The organism is Halorubrum tropicale (assembly GCF_001280455.1).
Lineage (GTDB): Archaea > Halobacteriota > Halobacteria > Halobacteriales > Haloferacaceae > Halorubrum > Halorubrum tropicale.
Window position 1 is genome coordinate 949,169 of sequence record NZ_LIST01000001.1, and the last position, 19,483, is coordinate 968,651.

The following is a 19,483-nucleotide window of genomic DNA, read 5'->3' on the forward strand; positions in this document are numbered from 1 at the left end:
TATCGGTCAGTTCTTACTGCGTCTCGACCCAAAGACACAATATTCTGTGTACGCATAGTTTCCTGTATGCCGAGTATCACCGTCAACGTCGATGACGATCTGAAAGACCGAATGGAGCAACATCCAGAGATCAACTGGAGCGAGGTCACCCGACAGGCTATTCAGGACAAGATCGAGACGCTCGACGTGATGGACGAACTCACGTCCGGGAGTGAACTCACCGAGAGCGATGTCGCGGAGATCGCCAATAAAATCAACGCGAGCGCACGCGACCGCGTGGAAGAGGAATCGGAGTAGCCTCGACGAATGAAGCTGGTCGTCGATGCCAACGTCGTCATCTCCGCACTCATCGCTGACTCGAAAACCCGTGAACATATTGTCACACTCGAACCCGACCTACTGACACCCGAATTCGTCTACGACGAGATCGAGAACTACACAGAGTTGATCGTCCAGAAGTCCGGCATGAGTCCAGAGCGAGTCGCCCAGTTTATCGACCTCCTGTTTCAGTACATAGAGGTCGTTCCCGCCCAAGAGTTCTATCCGCACATCGAAGAGGCCGAAGCAGCGATCGGTGAAACAGATCCCGACGACGTGCTATATGTCGCGTGCGCCCTGGCAGAGGACGCGGCAGTCTGGAGTGATGATACTGATTTCGACGAACAGACTCACGTCGAGACGTATTCGACGAGCGACGTGATCGACTCGTTCGACACACGTTAGCCGATCGGAACGCCCTAAAACAGCGGAGACCTATTTATATACGACACCAATACACACCCTCTGTATTCCGATTTCTGTGGTATTGGGCGCGTGATTAGACACTATTTTCACGAGAATCTATCATGAATTTCAGCCACCTGAACAAAGTTGAACAAAGAGAGAGCCGGTAGCTCAGTCGAGGCCGAGACTCAGCTGTAACGCCTCGTCGACTTCAGCCATCGTGGGTCCGTCGAGTGAACCGACGACCGAGTGAACCCGTTCCGGAACCGAGACGGTTCGAAGCTGGTCGAGCCGGACTGACGAATTCTTTTCGAGCGGTGACCCGTCCGCTTCGACGAACACCTCGAACGGATAGTCGCGGTAGGTCCCCGTGACGGGCGCGACAATGGTCGTACTGGAGTTCCGGTTTCCGATATCGTTTTGAACGACCACGGCCGGGCGCGTCTTCTTCATCCCCTGTCCCTCGGCGGGGTCGAGTCGAACGATTACCACATCGCCCCGTCGCACGTCCGTGCCGTCACTCATCGAGGCGTTCCCACGCTTCGTCGGACGTTTCGCTCCACTCCGCGGCGAGCGCCTCCGCGCTCTCGGAGGCCTCCCGATAGGCGGCTGCCAGCTCGTCGTCGTCCGGCTTGTCGGACTCGACCTCGACGACGGCGACGGTGACGCGCTTGTTCGCGTACTCGGTGCCGAGGTAGACTCGACCCCGGTCGTCCGTCTCCTTCGTTTTGAGGTCTGTCGCGTCGACTTTCATCGACGAATGGTACGGACCCACCGCTGATATGTGTTGCCCACTATTACCCACGAATTTCCCCGTAGCGGGTATAGGTGTATTATGGATTTCAGCTACCTGAGCGAGGCGGAGCGGCGGGAGAATCGGGAAGCGGCTCGGCGTGTCGGACCGGTGTCGGGGTTAGTCGTCGCCGAGCGCGCGCGTGAGCGTCCTGACGCCGACGAACCGGCGGACGCGCTCGCAGTACTCGTCGTAGGCGTCCCCGTAGACCTCGCGGAGCCAGGCTTCCTCGGCGAGCACCTGGAGCACGGTGACGACGGCGAATTCGACGGTCAACACACCGACGAGCGGGGAGTTCGCGAGGACGGCGTACGTCGCGAACAGAAGGACGTAGCCGACGTTCTGGGGGTTGCGGGTGTACCGATAGAGGCCGTCGGTCCGGAGCTCGTCTTTGCGCCCTTCGGTCGCCTCCTGCCCGAGGTCGACGGCGGACCTGCCGAGAACCCCGAACGCGACCAGCACGCCGACGGCGCCGACGCCGAGGTGCCACGGGGCCGCGAGCGGGCCGGCGTTCCAGTTGAGGACGCCAGTCGCGAACACCGCGGGCAACAGCGGGCGGCTGAACGCGAGGTAGACCCGGCGCTTCCGGTCGTCGTCGCCCGCGGGCCAGAGCCGACGCTCGGGCGCGAGCAGGGAGGCGACCATCAGCGCCGACAGCCCGAGGAGGCAGCCCGCCGCGGCGGCGAACGCGACGAGTACGAGCATCGAGTCTGATTGACGAACCGACAGGTATCAAATCCACGGTCCGGCCGGTTCCGCGCTGGAGGTCCGGAAACTCCGAAGTCAATCGCCGTCCCGGATCATCATCACCTTCACGCGGCGAACGGCGTCGAAGTCGCGCAGCCGGTACGTCAGTTCCCGGACGCGGGCGGCGTCGCCGCGGCAGAACAGGGACTCGAGACACCACTCTCCTTGGTGCGTGTGACTCGTGTTGAGGATGACGTCCTGGTACTCGTGTTGGACGCCGTGGAGCTCCCGGATCACCTCGTGGTGACGGTAGTCGAAGCCGAGGAGCGCGACGACCTCGCCCGCCGTGTCTTCGAGCCGCGCGTGCGACTCGACGTACTCCCGCATCGCCTCCCGGACCGCCCGCGACCGGTTCTCGATCCCTTCATCCCGCCACGTCCGGTCGAACTCCTCGATCAACCCCTCGGGGACGTTGAAACTCGTTCGCATCACCTCGTCGTCGGGCCCGCGGGCACAAGAGGGTCGGTATGCCGGTCCGCTTACTGATACGCCTGGATCCCGGTGAGGTCCTCGCCGAGGATCAGGGTGTGGATGTCGTGGGTGCCCTCGTAGGTGTACACCGTCTCCATGTTCGCCATGTGGCGCATCGGCGAGTAGTCGGCTGTGATCCCGTTGCCGCCGAGCATCTCCCGGGCGATCCGCGACTGGTCGCGGGCCATCCGAACGTTGTTACGCTTGGCCATCGAGACGTGCTGCGGCCGCATCTCGCCGGCCTCCTTGAGGTCCGCGAGCCGGTGAGCGAGCAGCTGGGCGAGCGTGATCTGCGTCGCCATCTCCGCGAGCTTCTCCTGTTGCATCTGGAAGCCGCCGATCGGCTTCCCGAACTGCTCGCGGTCGGTGGCGTACTCGCGCGCGACCTCGAAGCAGTCCCGCGCGGCGCCGACCGCGCCCCACGCGATGCCGTAGCGGGCCTGCGTCAGACACGACAGCGGGCCCTTCATGCCCTCAACGCCGGGGAGGCGGTTCTCGGCCGGGACGCGGACGTTCTGGAGGCTGATCTCGCCCGTGATCGACGCCCGGAGGCTGAGCTTCTCGTCGATCTCGTTCGTCGTGACGCCGTCGCGGTCGGTCTCGACGAGGAAGCCGCGGACCGGCGTCCCCTCCTCGCCGTGGTCCTTCGCCCACACGACCGCGACGTCGGCGATCGGGGAGTTCGTGATCCACGTCTTCGAGCCGTTCAGGACGTACCCGTCGCCGTCCGGCTCGGCCATCGTCTCCATCGCGGAGGGGTTCGACCCGTGCTCCGGCTCCGTGAGCCCGAAGCAGCCGACCGCGTCGCCGGTGCCGAGCCGCGGGAGCCACTCCTCCTTCTGCTCGTCGCTGCCGAAGGCGTGGATCGGGTACATTACCAGCGCCCCCTGGACGCTCGCCATCGAGCGGAGCCCGGAGTCGCACGCCTCGAGTTCGCGCATCAGCAGGCCGTACGCCGTCTCGCTGACGCCCGGCAGGCCGTCTCCGTCGAGGTTCGGCGCGTAAAAGCCCATCTCGCCCATCTTCGGGATCAGTTCCGTGGGGAACGTGCCCTCGATCCAGTGGTCTCCCATGTCCGGGACCTCCCCCTCGACGAACGACCGCGCGGAGTCGACGAGCAGCCGCTCCTCCTCTGACAGCGTCGACTCCATGTCGAAGTAATCAAGCATACGATCGCTTGCGATCCCACGGATAAATAAGTATAGTTGTGTCCGCTCAGGGACCAAAACCGCCGATTTCGCCGTCGAGTGAGCCGGGCGCGACGCCGAAACCGCCGCCGGGCGGAGCCCCCGGAAGCGGGCCGGCGATCACCCGGGACCCCAGTCGGCGAGCGCCCCCTCGCGGCGCCTCAGTCCCAGCCGTCCGTCCCGTCGAGCAGGTGCTCCTCGACGACGGCCTCGTCGAGCTCGATCCCGAGCCCGGGCGCCTCCGGCACCGCGATGCGGCCGTCCTCGATCAGCGGCTCGTCGCGCGCCAGTAGGTCGTCCCACCAGTCGACCTCCAGCGCGTGGTACTCCAGCAGGTCGAAGTTCGGCGTGGCGGCGCCGAGGTGGACGCAGGCCATCGTCCCGACCGGGCTACAGACGTTGTGCGGGGACAGCGGCACGTAGTTCTCCTCGGCGCGGTCGGCGATCCGCATCGTCTCCGTGAGCCCGCCGACGGTCGTCGGGTCGGGGGTAACGATGTCGACGCCGTGGTCGTAGATCAGGTCCGACAGCTCGAACACGCGGAAGCGGTTCTCGCCGGTCGCGACCGGCGTCCGCGTCGCCTTCGTCACCTCCTTTTGCGCCTCCATGTTCTCGGGCGGGACGAGGTCTTCGAGCCACATCAGGTCGAACTCCTCCAACTCGTGGGCGAGCCGCTTCGCGCTCTCGACGGAGTAGTCCCAGTGGCAGTCGAACGCGAGGTCGACGTCGTACCCGATCTCGTCGCGCACGGCCGCGACGATCTCCTTTTTCTCCCGGATCGCCGCGTTCGTCAGGCGCCCGTTGTACGGGTCGTTCTCGTTGTCCGCGGGGAGGTCGAGGTCGAACTTCAGCGCGGAGAAGCCCATGTCGGTGACGCGCGCGGCCTCGGCGGCGTACGCCTCGGGCGAGTACGCCTCCGCGTCGGCGTAGGCGGTCGCGCCGTCCTCGACCGCGTACGCCTCGCCGGCGTGGCAGTCGCAGTAGAGCCGAACCTCGTCGCGGTACTTCGAGCCGAGCAGCTGGTAGACCGGGAGCCCGAGGATCTTCCCGGCGGCGTCCAGGAGCGCGATCTCGATGCCCGACGCCGCGGTGACGACCTTCCCGGTCGTACCGCCGTGGCCCGACATCTCCTGGAAGATGTACCGCACGAGCCGCCCCGCGTCGAGCGGATTCTCGCCGACGAGGAACCGGTTCGTGTAGTCGACGAGCTCCGGGATCCCGCCGCCGCGGTACGCCTCACCGATCCCGGTGACGCCGGCGTCGGTCTCGACTTTGATCAGGTTCCACTCGAAGTTCCCCTCGACGACGCAGGCGTCGAGGCCGGTGATCCGTACGTCTCGGTCCGGGTCGCGGGTGTCGATCTGGTCTGAGTAGTCTCGCATGTGTGGTGGTGGTAGCGGTCTCGAACGCGGGGCGGCGGAAGCTCGCTGGCGCCTCGGGGTCGGCCGTCCGCACGTGTGCTGCGGAGTCACACGGCTACAAGTAGAACGCTGTATCGGCAATGCTCTCGGTCGAGACGGCCCGGGCGGAACCGGATACCGTCCCGGGCGATCCGGCGGCGATCCGCCACCGGCAGCTTTTGTATCGGCGCCGCGAGGGGCCCCGTATGGAGTTCCCCGAGCGAGCCGACGTCGACGGACTCATCGACCCGCAGCCGCTTCCGGAGTTCGCGCGGGTGCGGTACGAGCCGCGGACGGAGCGCCTCGACGACCCCGTCGGGGCCGCGCGCGAGTCGCTCGGCGCGCTCGACCTCGACGGTCTCTCCGCGGGCGCGACCGTGGCGGTCGGGGTGGGCAGCCGCGGGATCGACCGCATCGACGAGGTCGCGGCGGGGGTCGTCGACCGCCTCGACGAGCGGGGCTTCGACCCGGTCGTCGTGCCCGCGATGGGCAGTCACGGCGGCGCGACGCCCGAGGGACAGCGCGAGGTGCTGGCGGCGCTCGGCGTCACCGAGGAGTCCGTCGGCGCGCCGATCGACGCGCGCATGGCGGCGGCGGAGCTGGCGACCGTGTCCGTCGGCGACGCCGAGACGCCGGTGTACTTCGCCGAGGCGGCGCTCGAAGCGGACGCGGCCCTGGTGGTGAACCGCGTGAAGGCCCACACCAATTTCACCGGGCCGATCGAGAGCGGGCTCGCGAAGATGACCGTCGTCGGGCTCGGCAAGCAGCGCGGCGCGAAGACGTTCCACTCGACGGCGATCGCCGAGGGGTACGTCGAGACGCTGGCGGCGGCGCTCGACGTCATCGAGGAGGAGACTCCGATCGTCGGCGGCGTCGCCCTCGTCGAGAACTTCGAGGAGGAGATCGGCCACGTCGAGGGCGTCCCGGCGGGCTCGTTCCTTGACCGCGAGCCGGCGCTGCTGGAGCGCGCCTACGAGGAGATGCCGACGCTGCCGGTCGACGACGTCGACCTCCTGGTCGTCGACGAGATCGGCAAGGAGATCTCGGGCGCCGGCATGGACACGAACGTCATCGGTCGGTACCGCGTCCTCAACGCGCCCGACCCCGAGACGCCCGACATCGACCTCATCTACGTCCGGGGACTCACCGAGGCGACGAAGGGGAACGGCAACGGGATCGGGCTGGCGGACCTCACCCGGCGGGCCGCGGTCGACCAGCTGGACCTGACGAAGTCGTACGCGAACGCGCTCACGAGCGGCTCGCTCGCGAAGTCGAAGCTCCCCGTGGTCGCGCCCGACGACGAGTTCGCGCTCCGGACCGCGGCGGCCGCGCTGGGGGCGTACGACCCGGAGAGCGCCCGGATCGTGTGGATCCGGAACACGCAGGAGCTCGGCGAGTTCCGCGTCTCCGACGCCCTGATCGAGGACCTCCCCGAAGCCGCGGTCGTGACCGGCCGCGAGACGGTGACGTTCGACGCGGGGACGGCGGGATTCGAGCCGGCGAGCGACGGCGACGCGGACCCGTAGCGCTCGCGTCGACCGGTCGAACCCGCCGCGTCGCCGCCTGAGACCGCCCGGTTGCCTGTAGGCAAACGTTTTCACGCCGTACTCGGGATCGGTGAGACATGGACCTACAGATCGACGGCAACGCGGCGCTCGTCACCGCATCGTCCAGCGGGCTCGGCAAGGCATCGGCGAAGGCGCTCGCACGCGAGGGCGTCGACGTCGTCATCAACGGCCGCGACGAGGGGCGGCTGGGGGACGCGAAAGCCGAGGTCGAGGCCGTCGCGACCGGCGAGGTCGTCGCCCACTCGGCGGACCTGACCGACGCCGACGAGGTCGCGGCGCTCGTGGAAGCGACCGTCGACGAGTTCGGCACGATCGACCACCTCGTGACGAGCGCCGGCGGCCCGCCCTCCGGCGCGTTCCTCGACACCGACGACGAGGACTGGCAGCACGCCTACGACCTGCTCGTGATGAGCGTCGTCCGACTGGCGCGGGAGTCGTATCCGTACCTCAAGGAGGGCGACGGCGGCACTATCGTCAACGTGACCTCCCGCAGCGTCAAGGAGGCCATCGACAGCCTCGTGCTGTCGAACTCCGTGCGGATGAGCGTCATCGGTCTGGAGAAGACGCTCTCGAAGGAGTTCGCCCCGGAGGTACGCGCGAACGCGGTCCTGCCGGGCCCCCACGAGACGAGCCGAATCCGGGACCTCGTCGAGGCCGCCGTCGAGCGCGGCGACTACGACTCCTACGAGGAGGGGCTCGACGACTGGGCACAGAACCCGCTCGAACGCATCGGCGACCCGATGGAGCTCGGCAACACCGTCGCCTTCCTCTCGTCGCCGAAGTCGGGGTACGTCAACGGCACCGCCCTCCCGATCGACGGCGGCTCCACCGGAGCGAACCTATGAAGCCGGTGGCGTTCGACGAGGCGGAGACGTACGAGCCCGACGAGGGCTGGCGCCGCGTCTCGATGGCGGGCAGCGACCGGTTCTCCTTCGAGTGGTTCGAGAAGCCGCCGGGCCACAGCTCCCCGATGCACGACCACGAGAACGAGCAGGTGTGCCTCTGCCTGGAGGGCGAGCTCACTGTCGTCTCCGAGGACGACGAGGTCACGCTTCAGAAGAACGACTCGGTCCTCTTAGAGGCCAACGAGCCCCACAGGGTCGAGAACACCGGCGACGAGCGCGCGGTCGGCCTCGACGTGTTCGCGCCCGGGCGCTCGTTCGACTTCTGGACGGACCGGGAGGAGTGAGATGAACGGAGCCACCCCGCGATGAAGTACCTCGCGCGCACGGCGACCGGCGAGCCGCTGCTCGGCGACGACGAGGGGTACGTCCCGCTCGACGCCGTCGAGCCCGACCTGAGGAGTGTCCGCGACGCGCTTCCCCGGGCGGCCGCGGGCGACCTGGGAGACCCGGCCGACGCGCCGGCGGACCCCGTCCCGGCAGCGGACGTGTCGTTCGGCGCGCCCCTGGAGTCGTTCGGGAAGCTCTGGGGGGTCGGCCTGAACTACGAGGCGCACGCCGGGGACCTCGACGAGCAGCGCCCCGACGAGCCGGCGAGCTTCATGAAGCCGCGGTCGGTCTTGGCGGGCCCCGGCGGCCCGATCCGGCTGCCCCCGGAGTCGCAGAGCGAGCGGGTGACCGCCGAGGCCGAACTGGCGGTCGTGATGGGACGGACGTGTCGGAACGTCGCCGAGGGCGACGTCGACGACGTGATCGCGGGCTTCCTCCCCGTGATCGACATGACCGCCGAGGACGTGCTCCGGCGGAACCCGCGCTTCCTCACGCGGGCGAAGAGCTACGACACGTTCCTCGTCCCCGGCGCCGCGCTCGCGGTGCCCGACGGCCCGGTCGACCTCGACGGGCTCTCCGTGCGGACGGAGGTCAACGGAGAGGTGCGGGCCGAAAACGAGGTCCGGAACATGCTGTTCCCGCCGGCGGAGATCGTCTCGTTCCACTCCGACGTGATGACGCTGGAGCCCGGCGACCTGTTCAGCACCGGGACGCCCGGCGCGGCGCCCATCGACCCCGGCGACGAGGTGCGGGCGGTCGTCGAGTCCGTCGGGTCCGTCACCGCGCCGGTGACGCGGTAGGCCGGCGAGCCGGCGGCTACTTTTATTACCTGCATTCGGGTAGTGGCGGATATGTACCGAGTACTGCTACCGGTCGGCGGAGAGACCGAACACGCGCCGGCCGCCGCGGACGCGGTCGCGTCGCTTCCGAACGCCGCCGAGGAGGTCGAGGCGGTGCTGCTCAACGTCTACGAGGGGTTCGAGGTCAGCGGCGAGGGCGGCCGCGTCGACTCCGAGGACGTGTGGAACGAGGAGAACTTCCCCGAGGCCGTCGCGGCCGTCGAGGCGCGCTTGGAGGCGGCCGAGGTGGCGACGTCGAAGCGGCGCGAGCACGGCGAGCCCGCGGAGACGATCATCGAGGTCGCCGAGGAACTCGACGTCGACAACATCACGATGAGCGGGCGTCGGCGGAGCCCGACCGGCAAGATGCTGTTCGGGAGCACGACGCAGTCGGTGCTGCTCGCGGCCGACCGACCGGTGACGGTCATCCTCGACGAGTAACCGGCGCCGGCACCGGGGTCCCGACCAGTGATCGGATCCGATGTCGCCGGCCTCGAATAATAACCTGTTCCGGTGACGTGTTTGCTGACGACCATTATAATGAATATTCATTTGAGTTGAACTGAAATAAACAGACACATTGTTAATGATCGACTGGGAGTACTCGGTTGAGTATGTCCGAGAACTCAATCGATCGGCGGAAGTTCCTGTACGGTACCGGCGCGGTAGGCATCACCGGACTCGCCGGCTGTTCCGGCGGCGGGGACGGCGGCGACGGGGGAGACGGCTCCGACGGCGGCGACGGGGGCGACGGCGGCAGCCAGGACCTCTCGCTGCGCGTCGGCACGTCGGCCGGCGGGACGCAGGACGTCGGCCTCGCGGTCGAGCGCGCGGTGAGCCAGGAGAGCGACACGCTGAGCTACTCGACCATCGAGAGCCCGGGATACATCGGGACGATTCGCCGGATGGCGAACAACCAGTTCAACGCCGGCATCACCGACAACAACTCGCTGTCGAAGGCGCTCAGCGAGACGGGCGCGTTCGCGGAACAGCCCGTCGAGCGCATCCCGCAGTACGGCTTCTACGCGTTCCCGTACAGCATCTACGTCATCGCCCGCGACGGCACGGGGATCGAGACGTTCGACGACCTGGCCGGCGCGAACGTCTATCCGGCCGAGCCGGGGTACTCGACGCGCGCGACGACGCTCGACGTCTGGTCGCAGGACCCGACGGCCGACGTCTTCGACCAGATGAACATCCAGAACATGGGCGTCGACTCCGCGCCCGGGGCGATGGAGGAGGGGACCATCGACGCCAGCATCGCGTACGGGACGCCCGGCGTGCGGTACACCGGCTTCGTCCAGGAGATCGCCTCCCGGGTCGACATCCACTACGTCGAGCCGACCGACGCGCTCATTGAGTCCGCCGAGTCGTACGACGGGGCCGGCACCGGCACCACGAGCTACGACGACTGGTCCATCGCGGGCACCGACATCGGCACGGACGAGGTGTTCCACTGGAACCTGGAGGTGAACTACACGTTCAACCCCGAGGCGAACCCCGACGCCGTCTACGAGCTGTGCCGCGTCGTCGACGAGCACAACGACACCGTCAACGAGGGCGAGGCGCAGTTCAACGACTTCGAGTCGACCGCCGACATGCTCGCCTCCGCCCGCGAGAACATCCCGGTCCACCGCGGCGCCGTCCAGTACTACCGGGACAACGACGCCTGGGACGACAGCCTGACCGAAGGCGAAAGCCCTTAATCGGTCGGTAACCGGGCTTTCGCTCCGTTCGCCGCGGTGTACCGATCAGTAATTTAAAATCATCAAATACGCAACCGACAACTCAGACACCAACTATGACACTATCACTCACGTCCGGGCGACCGACCATCCGCTCCGCGGTACATCCGCGCCAATGAGTACGGAAACGGCCTCGGCGGACTCCGAGTCCGGACTCCTTCAGGGGCTCGACATCACCGTCACGGGGGCGGCGCTGCTGTTCTGGGCCGGCGTCCTCTACTGGGCGCAGACGCAGGCGATCTCGCAGGTGCGGTTCGCGACCGCGTTCGTCGGCGGCATCCTGACCGTGTACGCGCTCAACGAGACGCGGCTCGCCATCTCGGACGGCGACTGGATCGACGGCGCCGTGCTGATCCCCGCGTCGCTCGCGCTGATGACCGCGTCGGCGTTCTTCGCGATCAACTTCCAGGACGTGTACCTCCAGCGGCAGGGGTACGCGCTCGAACACGAGTACATGCTCGCGCGGCTGGTGATCCTCTCGCTGATGTACCTCACGTGGCGCGAGTTCGGCAACGTGTTCCTCGGGCTCGTCTTCGCCGTGTTCGGGTACGCGATGTTCGGGAACCTCGTGCCCGGCGTGTTGGGCCACGCGGGGATGAACCAGGCGACGCTGCTCCAGGCGACGGTCACCGACCTGTACGGGTTCTACGGGAGCCTCACGCAGATCACGGCCTCGTGGATCGCGCCGTTCCTGCTGTACGCCGGGCTGCTGTTCGCGTACGGCGCGTTCGACCTGATCCTGCGCGTCGCCATCGTGGCCGCGAAGTACATCGAGTCCGGGATCGCCCAGACCGCCGTGCTCTCCTCGGCGGTCATCGGCTCCATCAACGGATCGTACACCGCCAACGCCGCGATGACGGGGTCGTTCACCATCCCGACGATGCAGGAGGCCGGGATGAAGGGCCACCGGGCGGCGGGCATCGAGGCGGTCGCCTCCACCTCCGGGCAGGTGCTGCCGCCCGTGATGGGGGCGTCCGCGTTCGTGATGGCCTCGTACCTCGGCGTCCCGTACCTCGACATCGTCGTCGCCGGCCTCGTCCCGGCCGCCATCTTGGTCGTCTCCATCTCCATCGCGGTCCACTACCTCGCCATCGCGGACTCCAGCAGCCAGGACATGGAGTTCTCCGAGTTCTTCGACGAGACGCTCTCGACCGAGAAGAAGGTGTTCGAGGCGGTCCGGTTCGGCGTCCCGTTCGGGATCCTCATCTACCTGCTCGGCATCGCGCAGTACACCGTGATGACCTCCGCGCTGTACACCGTGGTCGCGATGATGATCACGGGGACGCTCATGCCGCCGCTCCAGCGTGTCGTCGACAGTTCGGGCGTCAGTCCGGTCAGCGAACTCGTCACGCAGGTGAAAAACACCGTTCACGGGATCCGGCGCGGCGCGATCATCCTCGCGCCCATCGCGATCATCCTCGTCGTCATCAGCGGCGTCGTGAACCTCTTCAGCACGACCGGGATCCCGGCGAAGATCGCGCTGCTGCTCATCAACATCTCGGGCGGCGTGCTGCTGTTCGCGGTGCTGCTCGGGATGGGGGTCGCGATCCTGATGGGGGTCGGCATGCCGACCGTGGCCGCCTACGTCATCGTGGCCATCCTCATCGTGCCGACCTTCGTCTCCGAGTTCAACGTCCCGGCCATCACCGCCCACTACACGATGTTCTACGCGGCGATCCTCGCGGGGATCACGCCGCCGGTGGCCACCGCGGCGGTGATAGCCGCGGGGATCGCGGAGGCCAACTTCTGGCGGACCTGCGGGGCGGCGATCCGGATCGCCGCGCCGCTTTTCATCCTGCCGGTCGCGTTCGTCTACAACCCGGGTCTGATCTCGATGGACGTCGGGATGAACACGCTGTACGTCGGGCTGCTCGTCCTGCTCGGCGCGGTCACGATCATCTACGGGCTGAACTACCCGTTCAAGATGCGCCCCGGTCGGAAGCTCGGCGCGCGCGCGCTGCTCGCGACGCTCGGCGTGCTGATCATGGTGTACCCGTCGAACGTCGCGAAAATCGCCGGCATCGCGGTCTTCGCGGCCGTGTTCGTCGCGGAGAAGGTGATGATCCGCGGTCTCACGCTGCCGTTCGGCAGGGGGGCGAGCCAATGAGCGACGACGACTCCCCCGAGGCGGTCGCCGAGCAGTCGGCACAGCAGGCCGGCGGGCTCGACGAGATCATTCCGGAGCCGCTGCTGCCGGTGTGGAACCAGGTGGAGAAGGTCCAGGCGTTCCGCCGGACGCACGGCTCGAAGTACGTCGGCGCGCTCGAACTGCTCACCGCCCTCGCGCTCACCGGCGGCTACGTCTGGTGGTTGCTCATCTACCTCGAACTGCTGTGAGGCCGCGGGCGGCCCCCGGCCGCCGCGACTATCCTTCTTCGCTCTCGTTCGACCGCCCGCCGCGATGTTGCCCTTGACCCGTCGACAGTGACTGCCTCCGCTCGTCGAACGGGCGTCCGCCTCGTCCGTGAACCGTCCGCTCGCTCGCACGGACGGGACGATTCCGAGCGTGCGCGAGAAACGGGCGACCGTCGAGCAACGTGAGGGCGAGAATGTTCCGCGAGGAAAACGCCGCGAGCGCGGACCGCGTCAGCGACCGCCGTCGGTCATCGCGACCGGCTCGTCGGCCGTCGCCTCCGCCGCCGCGTCGTCGCTCGACGCGGGGTCGGTCGCGGTGTCGGTGACGCCGAACTCCGTCCAGAGCGTGGCGACGACGACCGCGTACGCGACGAGGTCGTAGTGGACCGCGCCCTCGACGCCGGCGAACGCGACCAGCGTGCTGTACCCGTAGAGGGCGGCGACGCCCCCGACGAACGCAGCCTCGTTGGTGAACCGTCCGTCGCGCGCCGCGGCGACCGCGCGGCGGATCGCGGGCGCGCAAGCGACGAGGAACGCGAGCCCGGACAGCGCGCCGAGGTTGATGAAGAAGTGCGTCGTCATCGCCGAGTCGAGGATCGACTGAAGGTACTGGACAGTCACGGGGTCGTAGAACAGCCACTCCACCCGGGTCGGGTACAGCACCGCGATGTACGGCGTCGCGACCATCAGCCCGAAGAGGACCGCGACCGCCACGCGGGCCGACGCGAACTGCGCGGCCCGCCGCGCCTCGAACGCCTCGTCGCCGGGCGCGACGACGAGCCCGCACTCCGCCAACACCTCGCGGAGCGCCTCGCGCGACACCGACGGGTCGTGGTGGACGCCGACCGTCCCGTTGCGCCGGGTCGCCGAGGCGGCGCTGACGCCGTCGACGTCGCGGAGGACCGCCTCCACCAGCCCCTCGCGCCGGTCGGTGTCGATCCCCTCGACGGAGAACGTGTCGTGGTCGTGGTCCGCCGGCACGCGGGCGACCCGCGGGCCCGATACGGCGGCGTCGCCCGCGGGCGCCTCGCCTCCGGGCGGGCCGCGCTCCCCGGCCGCGTCGGGGGCGTCGATTCCGCGTTCGCGGACCACGGCGTCGAGCGGCGTCTCGCCGCCGCGGTGGTCGTCGTCTCGCATGAGAGGTACCTACGGTTACACAAGCATGAAACTTCCCCCGCGGCGGCGGCGCGTTCGGCGGCCGACGCGCCGGCGACGCGCGTCAGGCGTTCACCGATTCGAGGTAGGAGCTCACGATCATCTGCCCCTTCCGGGTGAGCGCGGCCCCGCTCTCGCCGTCGGCGACGAGGTCGGCCTCCCGGAGCGTGTCGAGGATCATCGAGGTCTGGGTGACGTCGCCCGTGACCACGTCGGCGATGTTCGCCTCGCCGCCGGCGGAGTAGATCGACACGAGAATCTCCAGTTGCTCTTCGGTCGGGTCGAACGAGTCGAGGTCCTCCATGGCCTCGTCGTACTCGATCTTGATGTATCGGCCGAGGATGTTGAGCGCCCGCTCGTTCGGGACGGTCGCGATCGACGTGACCGTCTGTCCGTCGGTGACGTGGCGGAAGACGAGCGCCGGGCGCTTCGTGCCCCCGAGGGTGCGGTCGGTCCGCTCGTAGTCGATCACGGCGGAGAGGTCGACGACGAACGGCTCCGGGCAGTCCCTGAACCGTATCTCGCCGGGCGACACCGACACCGAAGCGCGGTGGTCGCCGGCGTCGGTGACGCGCCCGCCGACCTTCGCGGGGTGCCGAACGGTGACGGCGACGTTCCGCAACAGCACCTTGAACAGGAGCCGGGTGAACCGGTCCATGTCCTCGGCCTCGCCCTCCACGAGCGCCGAGCGCCGCGACCCGTCGCGGTCGTACGCGACGGTGACGCTGTCGTTGAAGAACGAGCGCAGGTCGCCCGGGACGCTCCCGACGACGACGTCGAACACCCGCGAGAGCGGGACCGTCTCCTTCCCGTCGTCCGTCGCGAGGACCATTCGCCGCTGGCTCAACAGGACGCGACCCGTCACCGGTTCGTCGGTCCCGAAACTCGCCGCGTGGACGCGGCCGACGAAGTCGGCGACGACGGACTCCTCCATCGGTGTCACCTGAGCGCTGTACGCTATTTATTGTTACTCACCCCGTATCAGTCGTGATAACGAGATGTCACCCGAGCGCCGCGGGCCGCCGGTCGAGCGGGACGGGTCGGGGGATCGGAGCGGCGGGACTCGCCGAACAGGACCGAATTTGTTCGGTCGACGGCGCCCGGTGCCGGGGTGGTCGGCTGGGGAACAGCAAAGCCTAATGACGTGGGCACCAAACCGTCAGGTGATGCCCACAGTAGAATACCTCAACTACGAAGTGCTCGACGACCACGGCTGGTCGATGGACGACGACAACCTCTTCGAGGAGGCCGCCGACGCGGGCCTCGACGAGGAGGACTACGGCACCCTCGAAGTGAACCAGGGCGAGTACATCCTCGAATCGGCCGAGGCGCAGGGCTACGACTGGCCCTTCTCGTGCCGCGCCGGCGCCTGCGCGAACTGCGCGTCCATCGTCAAGGAGGGCGACATCGAGATGGACATGCAGCAGATCCTCTCCGACGAGGAGGTCGAGGAGAAGAACGTCCGCCTCACCTGTATCGGCAGCCCGGCCACCGACGAGGTCAAGATCGTCTACAACGCGAAACACCTCGACTACCTGCAGAACCGCGTCATCTAAACAACAGCGTTCAACGCTCGTTAAACAGACGCGGCCCCTTCCAGGGGTGGCGACAGTTCAGACCAGCCGTTTCCGGCCTGAAATTGCTCTCTACTAACCGTTTTCTCTTGCAGCACTAACTGCGTTCAGAACAGATTCGCGTTTTCCGCTTTCGTTCTGACAACGTGGCTGCAAAATAGTCGTACTGATAGCACGCGGGTCGTGCTGTCAGTAGGTGTGGGGCTCCCACGCTTTCTCTCGCACTCGTACCGATGACTCCTGCTCAGCCACACTCCACCGACGACGCAGCGTTCGTGTTCTCGCTCGTTCCCCTTTGCCCCTCGCTGCACACGAAGGGAAGCGATTCTTGGGAACAGCTATTCGGACAGGTTCTCAACGACATCGTCAACTGTGAACAGACCGAGATCGTCCCGCTCCTCGGCCGCTTCCTCCACTGAGGATGCGAACCCGCTTCGGCTGAACAGTACGTACTCGTAGTTCACGTCGCTGTCAGCTGGTGACCACTCGATTTCGGGTGCCTCCCGTTCGAGCTGAGCGAGAACGTCGTACCCCGTCGGTTGTTGCTGGAACTTCGCTTCCCCGACCAGTAGCGTGTCGCCGTTCGTCGGGGCCACGATATCGATTTCACGGCCGTCGGTGTCCCACCACCGACCTGGGGATTCCGTGAACGTGTACGCGTCCCCGTACTCGTAGAGAACTGCCCGCTGGCAGAGTCGCTCGAACGACGAACTGACGAAGTCCGGAAGATGCGGTTCGACCAGTTCGTCGTACGCGTCCGCTCCGAACACTTCGTACCGAGACGAACGGCCGTGCACGAACCGGAACCAGAACGCGAACAGTTGGTCTCGGATTCGATACCGGCTATTCCGACTCCGGGACGGGTCAACGGTTACTGGGTACTCCTGCTCGATTATCTGGAGTTCCCGCAGGCGGGAGAGGTAGTAACTCGCGCTGTTGGCGTTGATGCCCGCCGCCTGGATGATCTCGTTTCTCTTGTGGTTCCCCTCCGCCATCGCTTTCAGGACGGCGAAATACCGATCGACCTCGTCCAGTTCCCGGTACAGGACGTCCTCGGGCTCCTCGTGGAGGCCGCCATCCCTGAGCAGCAAGGTCTCCGTGATGTTCCCTTGGAGTGACTGCGTATCGTCCATTGCTCGGAGGTACTCCGGTGTCCCCCCGAACACACCGTATGCGATCACCTGTTCGGCTGGCGCGTAGTTCGGGAAGAACTCCATCGCGGCCGCGAACGGGAGCGGACCGATTTCGAGTTTCCCGTTCGGCCGTTTCGATATCCGCCCGTACAGCGGTGAACTCCCGTCGAGTGCGATCCTGTGTATCATCCCGATCGCCGAGCCAGTCAACACGAAGGTCACAGCCGTATCAGCGACTTCGTGGTCCCAGATTCGCTGGACGAGGGAGGGGAGCGCTTCGTTTTCGTCAACGAGATACGGGAACTCGTCGAGGATGACGACTGCGTCCTGCTCAGCAAGGTACGTGAGAACGTTCTCCCAGTCTTTCCGAATCCGATTGACTCCCGGGAACACCGTTGCGGCATCAGCGATGAAGGAGTCGAGTTGTTGCTCCGTCGTCCCGTGTGCAGCCTGATGGTACACCGCGTCGTCACGGTCTTCGATGGATTTGACGACGAGCGCTGTCTTCCCCATCCGCCGACGTCCGTAGACGACGCTCAACTCCGCGGACCCACTCTCGTATAACTCGTGGAGTCTGTCGAGTTCCTGTTCTCGGTTGACGAACGCGGGCATACCTCCACCTTTGACTCACCAGCACATAAAACGCGCGGATAGCGTAGTCTAAACTATCGTAGTTCAAACTACAGTAGTTGAGGCAACAGTAAAGGGAACCGCGTCATCTGACCGGCTCTCACCTGTGGTGACAGGCCGTTCTCACGCGGGGCCGCGCCGCTCGCGGTCCTCGCATCTCCCGCCGCTCCGTCAGCGACGGCGCCGCCGGTCGCGGGCGGCTCCGCCCCGGTGACCGAGCCGCCGCTCTCGCCGCCCGAACCTGTTCGGGCGAATTTCGCGGCCCTGAGAACGCGCGAAACCCCGTTCGGGGGACCGTCCGTACGGGGGGTATGGTCGAGAAGACGGACCGAACCGAAGACGCGAACGGGCCGCGGTCGGCCGACGGTCGCCGGTTCGAGGTGTTCGTCCGCGAGGCGGAGTCGGACCCGCTCCGCCACGTCGGCACCGTCGCCGCGCCGACGCCGGACGTCGCTCACGAGGAGGCGAGCAAGCTCTTCGCGTGGTACGCCCGCGACGTGTGGGTGTGTCCGGCCGCGGAGGTGTCCCGGTACTCCGCGGAATCGCTCGCGGTCGACGCGGACGGACCGGACGACGAGGCCGCCGACGCGGACGAACCGCGCGTCTACGAGGAGACCGAGGGGACGCCGACCGCCTCCCGCGCCGGCGCGCCCACGGTCGACGCCGACGAGGAGGGGTCGCGATGATCTCCGTCAGCAAGCTCCTCTGCGGGCTCGACGCCGAGAGCGACGGACTCCGATACGACGCGGCCGACGACTCCGAGGAGTCGCAGATCACGGAGGAGAAACAGCGGCGGCCGGTCGTCGTCTGGAACACCACGAAGCGGTGTAACCTCTACTGCGAGCACTGCTACGCGGGCGCCGACGCCGAGGGCGCCCCGAACGAGCTCTCCACCGCGGAGGGGAAGGCGCTCATCGACGACCTCGCCGAGTTCGGCGTCCCCGTCGTCCTGTTCTCCGGCGGCGAGCCCCTCGTCCGGGAGGACCTGCCCGAGCTGATCGCGTACGCCGACGACAGCGGGATCCGGCCGGTCCTCTCGACGAACGGCACGCTCCTCACCCGTGACCGCGCCCGGGAGCTGAAGGAGGCGGGGCTCAAGTACGCCGGCGTCTCCGTCGACGGGCTCCCCGAGCGCAACGACCGCATCCGCGGCGAGGAGGGCGCGTTCGACGCCGCGGTCCGCGGCATCGAGGCCTGCCTCGACGTGGGGCTCAAGACGGGCCTGCGGTACACGATCACCGAGCACAACGTCGACGACCTCGCGGGCGTCGTCGACCTGCTCGTCGACGTGGGCGTCGACCGCTTCTGCTTCTATCACCTCGACTACGGCGGCCGCGGCGCCGACATCTCCGACGTCGACCTCTCCCCGGAGGCGACTCGGCAGGCCGTCACCGACCTCTGTGACCTCACCCGCGAGTACCACGCGGCCGGCGAGGAGATAGAGACGCTGCTCGTCGGCAACTACGCCGACGCCGGCCACCTCGTCGAGTACGCCGACCGCGAGGTCGGGTCCGACCGCGCCCGCCTGATCTACCGCTACCTCGAACGCAACGGCGGCGACCCGACCGGCGAGCGCGTCGCGGACGTCGACCCCGTCGGCAACGTCCACCTCACGCAGTTCTGGCAGGGGTACTCGCCCGGCAACGTCCGCGACCGCTCGTTCGGCGCGATCTGGTCCGACGAGTCGAACCCGCTCCTCGCCGGCCTCCGCGAGCGCGAGGACCGCCTCGCCGGCCGCTGCGCCGACTGCGCGTACCAGTCGATCTGTCGGGGCGGGTCGCGGCTCCGCGCGCTCTCGGCGCACGGCGACCCGTTCGCCCCCGACCCGAAGTGCTACCTCACCGAGGCCGAGCGCGCCGGCGAGGAGGCGCTCGCCCGGATCGACGCCGCCGACCGATCCGCACCCGCCGACGACTGAGGCGCTCGCCCGG

22 protein-coding genes are annotated in these 19,483 nt (G+C 67.4%); 13 read left to right on the plus strand and 9 right to left on the minus strand.

The window, feature by feature from the left end; all coding sequences use genetic code 11:
• Positions 1 to 66: 66 nt before the first annotated feature.
• Together AMR74_RS04675 and AMR74_RS04680 are read left to right on the plus strand one after the other, a co-directional pair.
• Positions 67 to 297, plus strand: a complete 231-nt coding sequence (locus AMR74_RS04675; protein WP_053770876.1) for a hypothetical protein — start codon at positions 67 to 69, stop codon at positions 295 to 297.
• A gap of 9 nt (positions 298 to 306) precedes the next feature.
• On the plus strand, positions 307 to 723 hold the full coding sequence (locus AMR74_RS04680) for a PIN domain-containing protein (RefSeq protein WP_053770877.1): 417 nt from the start codon (positions 307 to 309) through the stop codon (positions 721 to 723).
• 171 nt (positions 724 to 894) lie between these two features.
• Here the strand turns inward: AMR74_RS04680 and AMR74_RS04685 are convergent, their stop codons facing one another.
• The 6 genes from AMR74_RS04685 to AMR74_RS04710 form a co-directional block, all read right to left on the minus strand.
• Positions 895 to 1,248: a type II toxin-antitoxin system PemK/MazF family toxin gene (locus tag AMR74_RS04685; protein WP_053770878.1), complete on the minus strand. Its 354-nt coding sequence runs from the start codon at positions 1,246 to 1,248 to the stop codon at positions 895 to 897.
• Positions 1,241 to 1,477, minus strand: coding sequence for a hypothetical protein (locus AMR74_RS04690; RefSeq protein ID WP_053770879.1), 237 nt, complete (start codon positions 1,475 to 1,477; stop codon positions 1,241 to 1,243). Before AMR74_RS04690 ends, AMR74_RS04685 begins: the two co-directional genes overlap by 8 nt.
• Before the next feature lie 159 nt (positions 1,478 to 1,636).
• Positions 1,637 to 2,221, minus strand: coding sequence for a methyltransferase family protein (locus AMR74_RS04695; RefSeq protein ID WP_053770880.1), 585 nt, complete (start codon positions 2,219 to 2,221; stop codon positions 1,637 to 1,639).
• 78 nt (positions 2,222 to 2,299) lie between these two features.
• Positions 2,300 to 2,692: a CopG family ribbon-helix-helix protein gene (locus AMR74_RS04700; protein ID WP_053770881.1), complete on the minus strand. Its 393-nt coding sequence runs from the start codon at positions 2,690 to 2,692 to the stop codon at positions 2,300 to 2,302.
• Positions 2,693 to 2,742: 50 nt separating this feature from the next.
• The gene (locus AMR74_RS04705) at positions 2,743 to 3,903 is read right to left on the minus strand and encodes an acyl-CoA dehydrogenase family protein (protein WP_053770882.1); all 1,161 of its coding nucleotides are present in this window, start codon (positions 3,901 to 3,903) and stop codon (positions 2,743 to 2,745) included.
• Positions 3,904 to 4,082: 179 nt separating this feature from the next.
• Complete coding sequence (locus AMR74_RS04710; RefSeq protein ID WP_053770883.1) at positions 4,083 to 5,303, minus strand: mandelate racemase/muconate lactonizing enzyme family protein; 1,221 nt, start codon at positions 5,301 to 5,303, stop codon at positions 4,083 to 4,085.
• A 224-nt stretch (positions 5,304 to 5,527) separates the two neighbouring features.
• Between AMR74_RS04710 and AMR74_RS04715 the strand changes: the two genes are divergently transcribed.
• From AMR74_RS04715 to AMR74_RS04750, 8 genes are all read left to right on the plus strand, one after another.
• Positions 5,528 to 6,847, plus strand: coding sequence for a DUF362 domain-containing protein (locus tag AMR74_RS04715; protein ID WP_053770884.1), 1,320 nt, complete (start codon positions 5,528 to 5,530; stop codon positions 6,845 to 6,847).
• 98 nt (positions 6,848 to 6,945) lie between these two features.
• Positions 6,946 to 7,734, plus strand: coding sequence for an SDR family oxidoreductase (locus AMR74_RS04720; protein ID WP_053770885.1), 789 nt, complete (start codon positions 6,946 to 6,948; stop codon positions 7,732 to 7,734).
• Positions 7,731 to 8,078 (plus strand): cupin domain-containing protein, encoded by a 348-nt coding sequence (locus tag AMR74_RS04725; RefSeq protein ID WP_053770886.1) that lies wholly within the window; start codon positions 7,731 to 7,733, stop codon positions 8,076 to 8,078. The genes AMR74_RS04720 and AMR74_RS04725 overlap by 4 nt, the downstream gene beginning before the upstream one ends.
• A gap of 21 nt (positions 8,079 to 8,099) precedes the next feature.
• Entirely contained in the window at positions 8,100 to 8,921 is an 822-nt protein-coding gene (locus AMR74_RS04730) for a fumarylacetoacetate hydrolase family protein (RefSeq protein ID WP_053770887.1), read from the plus strand.
• Positions 8,922 to 8,972: 51 nt separating this feature from the next.
• Positions 8,973 to 9,401: a universal stress protein gene (locus AMR74_RS04735; protein ID WP_053770888.1), complete on the plus strand. Its 429-nt coding sequence runs from the start codon at positions 8,973 to 8,975 to the stop codon at positions 9,399 to 9,401.
• A 173-nt stretch (positions 9,402 to 9,574) separates the two neighbouring features.
• Positions 9,575 to 10,666, plus strand: coding sequence for a TAXI family TRAP transporter solute-binding subunit (locus tag AMR74_RS04740; RefSeq protein WP_053770889.1), 1,092 nt, complete (start codon positions 9,575 to 9,577; stop codon positions 10,664 to 10,666).
• A 154-nt stretch (positions 10,667 to 10,820) separates the two neighbouring features.
• Positions 10,821 to 12,812: a TRAP transporter permease gene (locus AMR74_RS04745; RefSeq protein WP_053770890.1), complete on the plus strand. Its 1,992-nt coding sequence runs from the start codon at positions 10,821 to 10,823 to the stop codon at positions 12,810 to 12,812.
• Positions 12,809 to 13,042, plus strand: a complete 234-nt coding sequence (locus AMR74_RS04750; RefSeq protein WP_053770891.1) for a hypothetical protein — start codon at positions 12,809 to 12,811, stop codon at positions 13,040 to 13,042. The genes AMR74_RS04745 and AMR74_RS04750 overlap by 4 nt, the downstream gene beginning before the upstream one ends.
• Positions 13,043 to 13,291: 249 nt before the next feature.
• Here AMR74_RS04750 and AMR74_RS04755 read toward each other — a convergent pair whose 3' ends face one another.
• Positions 13,292 to 14,197, minus strand: coding sequence for a heavy-metal-associated domain-containing protein (locus tag AMR74_RS04755; protein ID WP_053770892.1), 906 nt, complete (start codon positions 14,195 to 14,197; stop codon positions 13,292 to 13,294).
• Positions 14,198 to 14,279: 82 nt separating this feature from the next.
• On the minus strand, positions 14,280 to 15,149 hold the full coding sequence (locus AMR74_RS04760; protein WP_053770893.1) for a CheF family chemotaxis protein: 870 nt from the start codon (positions 15,147 to 15,149) through the stop codon (positions 14,280 to 14,282).
• A 232-nt stretch (positions 15,150 to 15,381) separates the two neighbouring features.
• On the opposite strand from AMR74_RS04760, the gene fer reads away from it, so the two are divergent.
• Positions 15,382 to 15,771: a ferredoxin Fer gene (gene fer, locus AMR74_RS04765; RefSeq protein ID WP_049931604.1), complete on the plus strand. Its 390-nt coding sequence runs from the start codon at positions 15,382 to 15,384 to the stop codon at positions 15,769 to 15,771.
• 356 nt (positions 15,772 to 16,127) lie between these two features.
• Here fer and AMR74_RS04770 read toward each other — a convergent pair whose 3' ends face one another.
• Complete coding sequence (locus AMR74_RS04770; protein WP_053770894.1) at positions 16,128 to 17,534, minus strand: ATP-binding protein; 1,407 nt, start codon at positions 17,532 to 17,534, stop codon at positions 16,128 to 16,130.
• Between the two features lie 329 nt (positions 17,535 to 17,863).
• Here AMR74_RS04770 and AMR74_RS04775 point away from each other — a divergent pair, with 329 nt between their 5' ends.
• On the plus strand, positions 17,864 to 18,238 hold the full coding sequence (locus AMR74_RS04775) for an Htur_1727 family rSAM-partnered candidate RiPP (protein ID WP_053770895.1): 375 nt from the start codon (positions 17,864 to 17,866) through the stop codon (positions 18,236 to 18,238).
• On the plus strand, positions 18,235 to 19,470 hold the full coding sequence (locus AMR74_RS04780; RefSeq protein ID WP_053770896.1) for a TIGR04347 family pseudo-SAM/SPASM protein: 1,236 nt from the start codon (positions 18,235 to 18,237) through the stop codon (positions 19,468 to 19,470). The genes AMR74_RS04775 and AMR74_RS04780 overlap by 4 nt, the downstream gene beginning before the upstream one ends.
• Positions 19,471 to 19,483: the final 13 nt, after the last annotated feature.